Origin of the sequence: Marinobacter sp. MA, from assembly GCF_048298425.1 — a bacterium.
Taxonomy (GTDB): Bacteria; Pseudomonadota; Gammaproteobacteria; order Pseudomonadales; family Oleiphilaceae; genus Marinobacter; species Marinobacter salsuginis.
This window is the reverse complement of record NZ_CP103058.1, coordinates 3,842,142-3,855,634: the sequence shown is the minus strand read 5'-3', so window position 1 is coordinate 3,855,634 and position 13,493 is coordinate 3,842,142. Positions and strand designations below refer to the sequence as shown.

Genomic DNA, 13,493 nt, shown 5'->3' with positions numbered 1-13,493 from the left:
GACGATTTGCAGATCGATAACAACTCAGGATTAACAAGGCGAAAACATGGCGCTGGATCGTGAAACAGCAATGCAGGTGGCTTCGGTACTGAGCCGGGGCCTGCCCTATATTCAAAGGTTTACCGGCAAGACCGTGGTCATCAAATATGGCGGTAACGCCATGGAAAACGAAGACCTGAAGAGCAGTTTTGCCCGTGATGTGGTGTTGATGAAACTGGTAGGTATCAACCCGATCGTTGTCCACGGTGGTGGGCCCCAGATCGGAGAGTTGCTGGAACGATTGAATATCCAGTCCCGGTTCGTCAATGGCATGCGGGTCACCGATTCTGAAACCATGGACGTGGTGGAGATGGTGCTGGGCGGCCAGGTCAACAAGGAAATTGTTTCCCTGATCAATTCCCACGGTGGCATGGCGGTGGGGCTCACCGGGAAGGATGCGAACCTGATCCGGGCCCGCAAGCTGGAGGTGGTCAACCGTTCTCCCGAACTGGAGCGGCCCGAAATCATCGACATCGGCCATGTTGGTGAGGTTGCCAGTGTGAACGTGGATGTTATCGACATGCTTACCCGCAGCAACCTGATTCCCGTGATCGCACCGATTGGTGTGGGGCCCGATGGCGCTTCCTACAACATCAACGCTGACCTGGTGGCAGGCAAGGTGGCCGAGGCCATGAAAGCCGAAAAGCTGATCCTGCTGACCAATGTGGCCGGACTCAAGAGCAAGGACGACAAGGTGCTTACCGGGCTCACGGCCAAGCAGGTTAACGAGCTTATCGAAGACGGTACGATTCATGGCGGCATGCTGCCCAAGATCCGGTGCGCCCTCAGTGCGGTGGAGAATGGTGTACGCACGTCCCATATCATCGACGGCAGGGTCGCTCATGCGTGCTTGCTGGAGATCTTCACCGATGAGGGTGTCGGCACCCTGATTTCACGTAACTGACGGCACCCGACAAGGAGTCTCCGGATGAAGCGCCTGCTTGCGACGCTGGTAGTACTGGTTCTGATCGGCTTTGCCGCGTTCAAGGCAGGTGTCTGGTGGCTGGCAGACCAGCGCATGGCTGAAGCAAGACAGGCGTTGGAATCGTACGGTGTGCTGCATCGAGGCAGCATCAGTTCCGGTATTGAGGGCCGACTGGTTCTCAACAATGCCAGTTGGCAGGATTTCGAGCTTACCCAGCCGCTGGATATCGCCCGGGCGGAGTTTGATACTGGTTCACCCGTTGACCTGCTGTCTGCTCTTGCCGATCCGACCAGTCTGCCGGCCCAGTGGACCCTGAGACTTGATGGCCTTGGCCTGACTCTGGACCCGACCATGCTCCGGAACTGGGTCACCGCAGAGGGCGTTAACAGTGAGGGAGATCCGGCGCTGTTTGTCCTTTCCTGTGCGCCAGATCCGCGGCAGCAACTGGGGAGCGGCGATCTGATCCGCATGGGCATCACTGCGCTGGCCGGCGATGGTTTCGTGCGCCAGACCCAAGGCAATCTCCACGCGGAGCTGAATACCATCAGCACCGGTAGTCTCGAACTGGACTGGCCTGATGCCCGAATCCGGGTTCAGGATTCCGAACTGTCCGTTTTGGACGGTGACGAGCCTATGCGTTTGACCCTGCGCGATGGCGGCCTGATGCGCCGAATCGCCGCCTACTGTGCCCGCGAAGCTGGCATTGAAACCGGCGAATGGGCGGGGCGGGCGGTGGCCGCGCTGGTTGCTGGACTCGAAGCCCGGGGGTTGGCCGCCAGCGATCAGCTGAAGGCGCTTTACCGGCAGTGGCTGCTTGAGGGCGGTGAGCTTACCGTGAACCTGCAACCGGATCAGTCCATGTTTGGTGTTCCTGTCAGAGTGGATGACAACGGTGGCCAGGGCCCAAGCTGGCAAGTTCGCTACAATGGTGCCGGCGTACCGGACGTCTTTCTGACCGAGGCCGAGCCTGTTGTTCAGGAAACACCAGAAGTGGCGGTTGAGCCAGTGGTGCCAAGAGAAGATCCTGAGACCGAAAGCTGGTACCCGGCGGAACTGGAGAGCGCCGAACAATGGATTGACCGGCAGGTTCGGGTAACCCTGTCCAACGATAATGTTGTGGAGGGTCGTCTGGTGAGCGTCAGCGAGCGTGAGCTGGAAGTGGCCCGCGTGGTTGCCGGTGGTGAAGTCGCCTATCCGATGTTGACCAGGGCGATCGTCAACTTTGAAGTCTGGCGTCGTGGCCGTGCACAATGATTCCAGTGGGAATCTGAGAGGAAACTATGTCGCAGTCCGATAGCAAATCCGCAACGGTGCCGGGCATTCGTGACATGCTTGCCCGCCTGATATCGCTGCCTTCCATCAGCAGCGCGTCGGCGAAGTGGGATCACAGCAATGAGCCCGTGGTGCGAACGCTGGCCGAATGGCTCGAGGCTCTCGGGTTTTCTGTGGAAATCCTGGAAGTGCCGGGGATGCCCGGAAAGTACAATCTGATCGGAACCCTCGGCAGCGGCCCGGGTGGTCTGGTGCTGTCCGGCCACACCGACACAGTGCCCTTTGATGACAAACGCTGGCAGAGCGACCCCTTTACCCTGACCGAGCGGGATAACCGCTGGTACGGGCTGGGTACCTGTGACATGAAGGGCTTTTTCCCTCTGGCCATCGAAGCGGCCAGGGCCTTTGTGAACGAAGATCTCAAGCAGCCCCTGATCATACTGGCCACGGCTGACGAAGAGAGCTCCATGGATGGTGCCCGGGCCCTGGCCGAAGCCGGCAAGCCCAAGGCCCGCTACGCGGTCATCGGCGAACCCACCAGCCTGAAGCCCGTACGGATGCACAAGGGCATCATGATGGAGCGCCTGAAATTCGAGGGTCAGTCCGGCCATTCCTCCAACCCGGCCCTCGGCCGCAACGCCATGGAAGGGATGCACGAGGCGCTCACCGAATTGCTGGCACTCCGGTCAGGCTGGCAGGAAAAATACCGGAACCCGAACTTTGAAGTGCAGTTTCCAACCCTGAACCTGGGCTGCATCCACGGCGGTGACAACCCCAACCGCATCTGCGCCCAGTGCGAACTGCACTTCGATCTGCGCCCACTACCGGGCATGGACATGGAAACCCTGCGTCAGACCATCCTGAGCAAGGTCCAGCCGATTGCGGAAAGGCGGGAACTGTCCCTGGAATTCGAGCCACTCTTCGACGGGGTGCCGCCTTTCGAAACCCCGGCCGATGCAGCCCTGGTCAAAGCCTGTGAGAAACTGACGGGCCATACCGCCCACGCCGTTGCCTTCGCCACGGAAGCGCCCTGGTTGCAGAAACTCGGCCTGGAAACCCTGGTCATGGGCCCCGGATCCATTGATCAGGCGCACCAACCCGATGAATTTATCGAGCTGTCCCAGCTGGAGCCAACCGTTAAAGTACTGCGAGGGCTTATCCGACAGTTTTGCCTTTAAGACGGAGTCCGGGTCAAATAGGGGACTGAACACTGTCGGGAGCCCTCTCCAAAACACGCCCGTAAATACGTCCCTGTAGGGCTCGGTCGCGCCATCCCTGGCGCTCCACGGTTTTGGAGAGGGCTCCCGACAGTGTTCGTCAGACTGAATTGCAGGCCGCGTAAAGAAAAGAGCTTGGAGTATTCGAATTGAAATCAAACGACTGGCTGCATGGATTCCGCCATTCATCCCCATACATCAACGCCCACCGCGGGCGCACGGTGGTGCTGACCATTCCGGGGGATGCGATTGAACACGGGAATTTTATCAACATCATCCATGACATCGCGCTGCTGAGCAGCCTTGGCGTGCGACTGGTCGTTGCCTTTGGTGCCCGCCCGCAAATCCAGGCGCGGCTGGATGGCGCCGGTGTGGAATCGTCGTTTGCCAAAGGTCTGAGGATCACACCACAGGAGCACCTTGGCATGGTGATGGAAGCCATCGGTGGCCTGAGAGCCTATCTGGAAAGCCACCTTTCCATGGGCCTGGTGAATTCGCCAATGCACAATGCCCGTATTCGGGTAAGTGGTGGCAATTATGTGGCCGCCAAGCCGGTGGGTGTGCTGGATGGCATTGATTTTGGCCACACCGGCAAGGTGCGTCGGGTGGATGTGGCCGGCATCGAGAAACTGCTGGAGCTTGGTCACATTGTTCTACTACCGCCGATGGGTTATTCGCCCACCGGGGATGCCTTCAACCTCTCCTACGAGGATGTTGGTAGTCAGGTAGCGGCGGCGCTGCAGGCCGAAAAGCTGATGGTGTTTATTGATGATCCCGGCTTGCAGGAAGAGGACGGCAGCCTGATCAGGGAGCTGTCAGCGCGTCAGGCGTCCGAACGTCTGGCTTCCGGTGCGGTAACCGGTCACGATGCGGATCTGCTCAGGGCGGCCTGTGATGCCTGTGTGAAGGGCGTACGGCGTGCTCACATCATTAGCTATGTGGACGACGGGGCGTTGCTGAAAGAACTGTTCACTCGGGACGGTGCCGGCACGCTGGTGAGCGGCGATCACTACGAACAGTTCCGCCAGGCCAGGGTTGAGGATATTGGCGGGATTCTGGAACTGATTCAGCCATTGGAGGAGCAGGGCATTCTTGTGCGCCGTTCCCGGGAGATGCTGGAAACCGAAATTGACCGGTTTGTCGTGGCAGAGCGAGACGGGACCATCGTGGGCTGTGCCGCTCTTTACAGTTACCCCGAGGAAGGTGCCGGCGAGCTGTCCTGTTTTGCCGTGGATCCAAACTATCGCCGCGCCGGGCGGGGTGACGAGATTCTGGCGATGGTGGAGAAGCTGGCCAGGGGGCAGGGCATCCAGAAGCTGTTTGTGCTCACCACCCAGACGGAGCACTGGTTCCGGGAGCGGGGCTTCCAGCCTTCCACCGTGCAGGCCCTGCCCGGGCCGAAGCTGGCCTCCTACAATACCCAGCGGAACTCAAAGGTGTTCTTCAAACCGCTGTGACAGGGCCGCCAGGTGTTCAGACCTCTGGGGTTCCGGTTGCTCCGACAGCGTCTCGACGGCCTTGTAAAAGCTCGCAAAGTCGTAGTCTGCATTTCGAAGCATCTGCCGGAATGCCGGTACATGCTGGTTGTACTGGCGAAACAGCGCAACGTTGGCATTGTTCAGACTGACCGGTGCGGGTCCGAAAGGGCCCGGCTCGGGCCAGTCTGCGGAAAGCTCCTGATAGGCTAGCGCCAGGTCTTCGAAAATGGCCGTTTTCCGGTTTCGCAGTTGGTCATCAGACAAGCGGTCCTGTTCGGCGTACAGTGCCTGCAGGCGGGCGCTGAAGTCCTCCACCAGGGCCAGTGTCTGGTTGCGGCGGGCGAGACGGTCCAGGGCTTGCCGGAACTGACCGGGGGTGCCCTGCTCCGAGAGCCAGAGTCTCAGTCCTTCCAGCTCCACGGCGGTGGCGAAGCTTTCGTTAAAGGCCGTGTCATCGGCAATGTAGACCACCCGGTGGGCCAGTTCATGGAACATCAGCGCGACCATGCGGTCTGCCGCCAATCGGGTAAAGCCGGTGTGCAGCGGGTCATCAAACCAGCCAAGGGTGGAATAGGCCGTCACACCGCCAATGAAGGTGTCGAAGCCTCTGTCCTGGAATTGCGCCTCCTCGGCACGCGCATCTTCCAGATTGAAGTACCCCCGGTAGGCCTGGCAGCCCAGAACGGGGTAGCACCAGCGGTGTGGCTCCAGCGAGAATTCGGGCACGGCCACCAGATTGACCACCACCCAGGGTCTGTTGAGCTCCACGTAGTCGCTGAAGGCGTCTCCCACCGGCAGGGCCAGTCGTTGGGCGGCGAAGTGCCGGGCCTGCTGTGTCAGCGAGAGTTTTCCTCGCAACTCCAGTGGGGTTTCATTATTTGTGAGGATCTTCTCCACCGGTTCCCCGGCCATTATCAACGATAGATGCCCACTGACAGCTTGCGAATAGTAGCCAATGGTCGAACAGCCGTTAAGCATTGTTACCAGTAGCAAAAGTAGATAGATCTGACTAAGCTGTTTCATGGGTCAGGATGTTATAGTGGATTGGTTTGCCTGTGGGGGCCAGGCCGCTATAGTACAATCATGGTCTCTATAGTAGCAGCCGGTGGCATCCGCCATCGTTTCAGGGACGTGAGTCGGTACCGGGCAGTGTCCCCGGTGACTGTTCCGGCTTTGCGAGATATCAGGTAGTTCATGGATCCGAGAGAACGTCGTAGCAGCCCCCGCCAACCTATCAAGCTTGCCGCTCAGATTGATTTGGGAACCGGTGAGGCGTGGCCGTGCCAGATCGCCGATTTTTGTGCAGAGGGCCTTTTCGTTCGCTATTCGAGTGAAACCTCGAAGAAGCTGGATCGGGCGTTTGCGTCCGGCACGCCGCCGGAACTGGTGGTTCGTTTTCGTGGACTGGATGGCGCCCGCCGCCATGAACTGCACGTCAGTATTGTCCGGCGGATTGATGGCGCCATGGGGGTCAATTTCAGCCGCCCGAACCCGGAAGCGGTTGATGCCATGCTTCAGCAGTGCGGTGGCTCCCGCCGACAGGAGCGCTCCTCTCTCCGGGCCCCCAGCGACCGGATCCAGTTTGTTCTGCATCAGTCCGCCAAGGCGGTGATCCAGTTCATCGAGCCGTTGATGGACGCCTGTTTTGTGCAGATGGTGGACGGCCTGAAACAGGCGGCCCAGAAAGCCTCAAATGATCAACAGGCGAATGAATACATGGACGCCTCGGGGCAGATCCAGGCCCGGCAACGGGTCATCTGGCACCAGATGGCGAGAAGCCTGGAATCACCCTTGAAGCCTGCCCCAAAAGGCTTTCCCGGCTCCGAGCTCTCGGTGGTGGACAAGGGCGAGTTCGAGGACTGGCTGACCATCCGGGTGATGGTGACCAAAGCGGATACTCAGTACCGCGGCGACCTTCTGCAGCTCAAGCTCCGGCTGGACAAACTTGGCATCGCCAATGCCACGGGCCACCACAATCCCCTCGGACCATCCCTGGTCTGTGAAGCCTTCCACAATGGACTCAATCAGCTCAAGGCTTCCCGGGAGGTGGAGAAAGTTTGCCTGCGGGTCTTCGAGCAGACCGTGCTGCAGCAGTTGGGGCCTCTTTACAAGGAACTCAACGATATCCTGATCCGACACGGCGTTTTGCCGGACCTGGATCTCAGCAAGTATCTGAGCGAGCAGGCCGGGGCGAAGCCGGAGCAAAAGAAGGAGACGGTTCAGCCAGAGCCGGTTTCGGCGGAGAGTGCCCCTGACGCATCGGAACCAGCCCCAAAGGCGGAACAGGACAGCGCCAGATCGGCGCAACCTCGCCGCAAACCCGGAATGCTGGGTGGCGAATTCCGGGGCTATGCCCAGGCCGCGCAGACTGCATTTGCAACTGTACGCAATCTTCTCAATACCCTGAGTGCGAGCCGAGTGGCCCGGGGCGATCCGGAACCCATGCCGTTCCAGCCAAACGCCAGACCACTGTCGCCCGGAGAGCTCCAGCGAGAGCTCCAGCAGTTGCAGTCACAGACCGTCGAACCCGGGGAAGAGCTCGCGCCCTTAAAAGACCGGGTGGTAGAGAAGGTCAAGGCGAGCGGTGACAACAGGCTGGATGAAGAACAGCAGGAAACGGTTGATGTGGTCGACCGCTTTTTCAAGTCGGTGGTGGAAAGCCCCAAACTCAGTGAATATGCCCAGCAGCGCATGCGGCAGCTGGAAGTGCCCGTTCTGAAAGTGGTCATGAGGGACCCTGCGTTCTTTGATGACCAGGACAGCCCGGTTCGTGGGGTGATGAACCGCCTGGCCCAATTGGGTGTCAAGGGTGGCCGGATCAATCCGGTGGTCCAGCGTCGGGTTGATGAGCTGGTGCAGCGGATCACCACGGATTTTGAGCAGGATACCGGAGTATTTGAGCATACGGTCCAAGAGCTGGACACCCTGATCGATCGCCAGAATCTTGTCTATCGCAGGAATGTGGAGCGTGTGACGGCCGCAGCAGAAGGCGCCCAGAAGGTAGCGGAATCCAAGAAGGCCGTGGCCGACGTGCTGGACCAGAAACTGGGCGGGCGCAAGATTCCCAGGGCGGTGCTGAGCCTGTTGGACGGCGGATGGCGTGATCTGCTCTCGCTGACCTGGATCCGACAGGGGCCTGACAGCCAGCTCTGGCAGGATTACCTGGCGGTGATTGATTCCCTGCTGTCGTTCGCCGACGACCCCAACAGCACGATTAACCTGCCTGAATTGCTGCGGGTCATTCAGGATGGCCTGGCTTCCATTTCCAGTAACCATATGCCCTCATCCCAGATCCGTGACGAGCTCAAGCAGTTCCTGGTTCGCAGCCCGGAAAAAAGCCCCGAGCTGGTTGAGGTGCCGCCGGCCAAGCCGGAGCAGCCGGACACGAAAAAACTGTCCGATCGTGAACAGCGCAGCCTTCAGCGCTGGATCAATCGGGCCCAGCAACTGCGCACCGGTGACTGGCTGCGGGACCAGGAAAACCCCAAGGAGCCCCAGTACATCCGTCTGGTCTGGATTGCCCGCGGGTTCAGCCGGTTTGTGTTTGTGAACCATCAGGGCATGCGGGTGGTGGAGCTCGAGCTTGAGGCCCTGGCCCGTCAGATGCGCAAGGGGATTATCGTCCCCGATAGTCAGTACGAGCGACCACTGGTGGATGAGAGCATCGACCGCATGGTTCGCAAGGTCTACGACCAGCTGTCCTGGGCTTCCACCCATGATGAGCTGACGGGACTTCTGGGGCGCCGGGAGTTCGAACGGATGCTGGATCAGCAACTGGCCCGCCGGGAAGACGAGCGCTCCCTGGTGCGTCTGGATCTCCGCCGTTTCCGCCTGCTGAACGATACTGCCGGCTACCAGGCCGGCGATGAGACCCTCAAACGGGTGGCGGATATTCTGCGCAGTCACGTGGGGGATGGTATGCCTGTGGCCAGGCTGGCGGGCAATGAGTTTGCCATGCTGGTGCCCTCCGAGAGTGCCAGTGATGCCGCCAGGGATCTGGTCAAGGCAGTGGAGGCCGCCGAGTTCAGATTTGGTGGCAGGGATTACCGGCTTTCTGCCAGCGCCGGCGTCGTTCCCACCTTGCCGGCACTGGTCAGTGCCGAACGCTGGTTGCGGGCTTCTGAAGAGGCCCTGGCAGCTTCCCGGCAGCAGGGTCATGGAAAGGTGTCGGAGTATGCGCTTGATGCCGGGGATCAGGCCCGCCAGGAACAGATTGCCGCCAAGGTTGCCAGTCTCAGTGATTTGAATGAGGAACGCATGTTGCTGCGTTGCCAGAAGATCATACCTCTGCACGCCAAAGCCTCCATGGCGGCGCAGTACGAGGTGCTGATCAGCATGTACGATGACGACGGCAACCTCATTACCGGTCGGGACTTTGTTCGGATGGCCGAGCGTTATGACCGTATGCAGGCGGTGGATCGCTGGGTGGTCGGCCACATGCTGGACTGGCTCAGGGAGCAGGCACCGGACCCACGGCATTTTGGTGGTGTCTGCATCAACCTGTCCGGTTACTCCATGAACGATCAATCGCTGCTGGAGTTCATCTACGAGAAGCTGAGTGAGAAGGATGCGCCCATAGAGCGGTTGTGGTTCGAGCTGACCGAAGCCTCGGCGATCAACGACGTCCAGTCAGTCGCGGATTTCATTATCGAGATGAAAGAACTCGGATGCCGGTTCTGTCTGGGCAACTTCGGTAGTGGCCCAAGCTCGTTCGAGTTCATGCGTTCCCTGCCCGTGGATCTGATCAAGATTGACAGCGCCTTTACCGGCCAGCTGGCAACCAGCGAGACCGATCGGGCAATGGTGCGCTCTATGGTGGATATGGCCCATTACATGCGTCGGGAAGTGATTGCTTCCCAGGTTGAGTCCCGGGACGTCCTGGACATGCTCAGGCAGCTGGGTGTCGACTATGCCCAGGGCTTCGTGGTCGAGAAGCCCCGTTTACTCGACAGTCTCACCTGATTCCGGCAATCTGCCCCTATGTCAAAACGCCATCCGATCATAGCGGTAACCGGTTCATCCGGTGCGGGAACCACCACCACCGGCCAGATTTTCAGCCGGATGTTCGCCAGTGAAGGGCTGAACGCCGCCATGGTCAGCGGGGACAGCTTCCACCGTTACAACCGTGAACAGATGGCCAGGCTCGCTGCGAAGGGCCAGTTCGGTGAGCGTAACCACTTTGCGCTGGCGGCCAATCACATCGACAAGCTCGAAGCCCTTTTCTACGATTACGGTCACACCGGTAACGGCCGTTACAGGCAATATGTCCACGACGAGGACCGACGGCTGGTGGAAGCCGGACACAAGCCCGGAACCTTCACGCCCTGGGGGCCCTTACCCCCGGACACGGATTTGCTGTTTTACGAGGGGCTGCATGGCGGCGTCGTCAGCGAAACCTGCAATATTGCCCAGTACGTGGACCTGTTGATCGGAGTGGTGCCCATTGTGAACCTCGAATGGATCCAGAAGATCCACCGGGACACCCACAAGCGGGGATACAGCCAGGAAGCGGTGGTGGAAACCATCATCAACCGCATGGATGACTATGTTCACGATATCGTTCCCCAGTTTTCTCATACCCACATCAACTTCCAGCGCATTCCACTGGTGGACACGTCCAATCCCTTTGTTGTCCGGGACGTTCCGACCGAGGACGAGAGCATGCTGGTTATCCGGTTCCGCGATCAATCTGAAGTGGATTTTCCTTACCTGCTGCAGGTGATCTCTGGCAGCAGCCTTTCCCGACACGACACCCTCGTGATTCCGGGCACAAAAATGCCGCTGGCCATGGACCTGATTGTCAGGCCCATGGTGCAGCGGCTGATGGCAAGAAAGCCATTCGCCTGATCCGTCAGGCCGTCAGTCGGCCGTCCCGGTAATCCCGAAGCGTCTGCTCAATTTCCTCCCGGGTATTCATCACGAACGGGCCGTACTGGACCACAGGTTCACCAATGGGCTTGCCGGCGATCAGCAGCAGGCGCGCCCCAGATTCTCCGGCAGTGAGAGCAATCCGGTCTCCGTTGTCACCCAGAATGTTGGCAGCGCTGCGTTGAAGTGCGCGATCGGCCAGGTTGGCGGTGCCCTCGTACAGGTACAGCATGGCATTGTGACCCTCCGGAACCGGCAGCGTCACACTTGCACCCGATTCGAGGTGGATGTCAGCGTAGATTGGCTGGGTGCTTCGATCCGCTACTGAGCCCTCGTGAAGCTGGCCCTCGATCTCCATGTTGCCGGCGATGAGCTTCACCTTGCCGCCTTCAAAGACGATCTCAGGGATCTCTTCCGGCTGGATATCGCGGTAACCCGCTTCTGTCATTTTCTCTGCCGCGGGCAGATTCAGCCAGAGCTGGAAACCCCGCATCACGCCTTCTTCCTGCTGCGGCATTTCCGAGTGAATGATCCCACGGCCGGCGGTCATCCACTGAACGCCGCCATTGCGCAGGTCGCCGCGGTTCCCCAGGTGATCCTCGTGCAGCATGTGCCCCTCGATCATATAGGTCACCGTCTCGAAACCCCGGTGAGGGTGCGATGGAAAACCGGCGATATAGTCGGCGGCCTCGGCGGAGCCGAACTCGTCCAGCATCAGGAACGGATCCAGGCGGATATTCTGTTGCTGGCCGATGGAGCGCTTGATGCGCACGCCGGCACCGTCGGAAGTTTCCAGGGCTGGAATAATCTGTTTCAGGGAGCGCAGGGTCATGGTGTCCTCCTCTCGTTAGCTCATGACTCCATTAAAACGGCAGACGAGGGGAGAATAAAACGCAGAATTCTGGCGGGTGACATCAAAAAAACTGAAGGACCCGTGACGCCCCGGGCGGAGCGTCACGGGAGGCGATCATTCGACGTTGCGGGAATAGAAAATCTCAAGCATCTCACGGCGCAGGCGGTCTTCGATGGACTGTGCTTCCGCCGGGTCGAGATCACTGGCGTTTACCCCGAAGACATAGTTATCGAGATTGAAGTTTTTCAGCATCATCTTGGTGTGGAACAGGTTTTCCTGGTACACGTTCACATCGATCATCTGATACGCGTTCTGGGTATCCTCGGTCAGATAGTTCTGGATCGAATTGATGTCGTGATCAATGTAGTGTTTGGTACCGTCCACATCGCGGGTAAAGCCGCGAACCCGGTAGTCCACAGTGACGACATCAGAATCGAAGCTGTGGATCAGGTAGTTCAGCACTTTCAGCGGTGAGATCAGACCACAGGTGGAGACATCGATGTCAGCCCGGAAGGTGCTTACGCCATCATGGGGGTGGCTTTCCGGGTAGGTGTGCACGGTGACGTGGCTCTTGTCCAGGTGCGCAACGATGGTATCCGGCAGCGGCCCCGGGGATTCCTCGTTGTCCGGTTCTTCGCCATTGGTCAGTTCATGCTCGGCAATCAGCATGGTGACCGAAGCGCCGTGTGGCTCGTAATCCTGGCGCGCAATGTTCAGGACGTTGGCGCCAATGATTTTGACCACGTCGGTCAGAATCTGTGTGAGACGCTCGGCGTTGTACATCTCATCGATGTAGTCAATGTAGGCCTTGCGTTGCTCTTCGGTCTGCGCATAACAGATGTCGTAGATGTTAAAGCTCAGGGATTTGGTCAGGTTGTTAAAACCATGCAGCTGGAGTTTTGATTCCATGCTCAGCCCCTCCGGATCGTGGAGATGAATGACTGCAGAGCTGCATTGCTGCGCTCTGCCGAGGCCGCCACCGACTACTGACCGGGTTGTTCACCTTTTGCGCAGACCGGCGGAGAGGGTGCGTATTATGCACACCGCAAGTGACGTTGAATAGTATTTGCAATGACATTTTAGCATCCGTGATTTCCGCTGCATTCGACCCACGGAATCTGGCCCATGGATGGTGTCGAAGCGCCTTGTCAGGCCTGCTATTCTGCCTCATGCACCTCATAGGTGTGACTGATCTCAACGCCCGCCTTTTCCAGCATGATGGAAGCTGAGCAATACTTTTCTGCCGACAGGCTGACGGCCCGCTTGACCAGGTTCTCCTTGAGGTTTTTGCCGGTTACCACGAAATGCAGGTGAATGCGGGTAAACACGGCGGGCACCGCGTCGGCACGCTCTGCCTCAAGTTCGGCATGGCAGGTGGTCACGTCCTGGCGGCTTTTCTTCAGGATGCTCATGACATCAAACGCAGAGCAGCCTCCCAGACCCATCAGCAGCATTTCCATCGGGCGCGGACCCAGGTTCTGGCCGCCATGGTCCGGTGGGCCATCCAGCTGGACACTGTGGCCGCTGCCGCTAGTGGCTTTAAAACTGGCGTTGCCGGTCCAGTCAATGGTTGCTTTCATGGGACGACTCTCCGTTGTAATAAGACGGGACCAACACTTGCGGTGGCCCGGGTGAAAATGATCTGTGACGGGATGCTAGCACAACCGGCCTCGCCAGGCAGGCTGATCCCGGATACATGTTGTATACTCTTTCCGGTTGCCCGCAACAGACCTTCTTGTTATAAGTTGCGCAGTTTTGCAGTAAAAAAGAACGAACCCGCAAGGAAAGCCGGGTGCATAAAAAACATTGGGACCCGCCAGTATCTGAGGAGGCACGACTCG

10 protein-coding genes are annotated in these 13,493 nt (G+C 59.1%); 6 read left to right on the top strand and 4 right to left on the bottom strand.

Going from position 1 to position 13,493, the window contains the following annotated elements; translation table 11 throughout:
* Positions 1-46 precede the first annotated feature (46 nt).
* The 4 genes from argB to argA all read left to right on the top strand — a co-directional run bounded on the left by argB (position 47) and on the right by argA (position 4,910).
* Positions 47-943, top strand: coding sequence for an acetylglutamate kinase (gene argB / locus NUW46_RS17890; RefSeq protein WP_209399722.1), 897 nt, complete (start codon positions 47-49; stop codon positions 941-943).
* A 24-nt stretch (positions 944-967) separates the two neighbouring features.
* A complete protein-coding gene (locus NUW46_RS17885) occupies positions 968-2,218 on the top strand; it encodes an acetylornithine deacetylase (protein ID WP_418140844.1) in 1,251 nt (416 codons plus the stop codon).
* A gap of 26 nt (positions 2,219-2,244) precedes the next feature.
* On the top strand, positions 2,245-3,414 hold the full coding sequence (gene argE, locus NUW46_RS17880) for an acetylornithine deacetylase (RefSeq protein WP_418140843.1): 1,170 nt from the start codon (positions 2,245-2,247) through the stop codon (positions 3,412-3,414).
* Between the two features lie 188 nt (positions 3,415-3,602).
* A complete protein-coding gene (argA, locus tag NUW46_RS17875) occupies positions 3,603-4,910 on the top strand; it encodes an amino-acid N-acetyltransferase (RefSeq protein WP_069182116.1) in 1,308 nt (435 codons plus the stop codon).
* Here argA and NUW46_RS17870 read toward each other — a convergent pair.
* Positions 4,884-5,954: an aminopeptidase gene (locus NUW46_RS17870; RefSeq protein ID WP_418140842.1), complete on the bottom strand. Its 1,071-nt coding sequence runs from the start codon at positions 5,952-5,954 to the stop codon at positions 4,884-4,886. The two genes, argA and NUW46_RS17870, sit on opposite strands and share 27 nt — an antisense overlap.
* A 171-nt stretch (positions 5,955-6,125) precedes the next feature.
* Here NUW46_RS17870 and NUW46_RS17865 point away from each other — a divergent pair, with 171 nt between their 5' ends.
* Positions 6,126-9,893 carry a DUF1631 family protein gene (locus tag NUW46_RS17865; protein ID WP_418140841.1) on the top strand — a complete coding sequence of 1,256 codons (3,768 nt, stop codon included), beginning with the start codon at positions 6,126-6,128 and terminating at the stop codon, positions 9,891-9,893.
* A gap of 18 nt (positions 9,894-9,911) precedes the next feature.
* Complete coding sequence (locus tag NUW46_RS17860) at positions 9,912-10,778, top strand: phosphoribulokinase (protein ID WP_069182113.1); 867 nt, start codon at positions 9,912-9,914, stop codon at positions 10,776-10,778.
* A 4-nt stretch (positions 10,779-10,782) separates the two neighbouring features.
* Here NUW46_RS17860 and NUW46_RS17855 read toward each other — a convergent pair whose 3' ends face one another.
* From NUW46_RS17855 to NUW46_RS17845, 3 genes are all read right to left on the bottom strand, one after another.
* A complete protein-coding gene (locus tag NUW46_RS17855; protein ID WP_291904463.1) occupies positions 10,783-11,631 on the bottom strand; it encodes a pirin family protein in 849 nt (282 codons plus the stop codon).
* Positions 11,632-11,766: 135 nt separating this feature from the next.
* Positions 11,767-12,561 carry an adenosylmethionine decarboxylase gene (gene speD, locus NUW46_RS17850; RefSeq protein WP_069182111.1) on the bottom strand — a complete coding sequence of 265 codons (795 nt, stop codon included), beginning with the start codon at positions 12,559-12,561 and terminating at the stop codon, positions 11,767-11,769.
* Between the two features lie 248 nt (positions 12,562-12,809).
* Entirely contained in the window at positions 12,810-13,232 is a 423-nt protein-coding gene (locus NUW46_RS17845) for an OsmC family protein (protein WP_069182110.1), read from the bottom strand.
* Between the last annotated feature and the right edge of the window lie 261 nt (positions 13,233-13,493).

What these genes read in the sequence shown, in the direction of transcription:
- NUW46_RS17860 (WP_069182113.1), top strand. Translation starts at nt 9,912, where the DNA reads ATGTCAAAACGCCATCCGATCATAGCGGTAACCGGTTCATCCGGTGCG.
- NUW46_RS17885 (WP_418140844.1), top strand. Translation starts at nt 968, where the DNA reads ATGAAGCGCCTGCTTGCGACGCTGGTAGTACTGGTTCTGATCGGCTTT.
- argE (WP_418140843.1), top strand. Translation starts at nt 2,245, where the DNA reads ATGTCGCAGTCCGATAGCAAATCCGCAACGGTGCCGGGCATTCGTGAC.
- NUW46_RS17870 (WP_418140842.1), bottom strand. Translation starts at nt 5,954, where the DNA reads ATGAAACAGCTTAGTCAGATCTATCTACTTTTGCTACTGGTAACAATG.
- NUW46_RS17855 (WP_291904463.1), bottom strand. Translation starts at nt 11,631, where the DNA reads ATGACCCTGCGCTCCCTGAAACAGATTATTCCAGCCCTGGAAACTTCC.
- argB (WP_209399722.1), top strand. Translation starts at nt 47, where the DNA reads ATGGCGCTGGATCGTGAAACAGCAATGCAGGTGGCTTCGGTACTGAGC.
- speD (WP_069182111.1), bottom strand. Translation starts at nt 12,561, where the DNA reads ATGGAATCAAAACTCCAGCTGCATGGTTTTAACAACCTGACCAAATCC.
- NUW46_RS17865 (WP_418140841.1), top strand. Translation starts at nt 6,126, where the DNA reads ATGGATCCGAGAGAACGTCGTAGCAGCCCCCGCCAACCTATCAAGCTT.
- NUW46_RS17845 (WP_069182110.1), bottom strand. Translation starts at nt 13,232, where the DNA reads ATGAAAGCAACCATTGACTGGACCGGCAACGCCAGTTTTAAAGCCACT.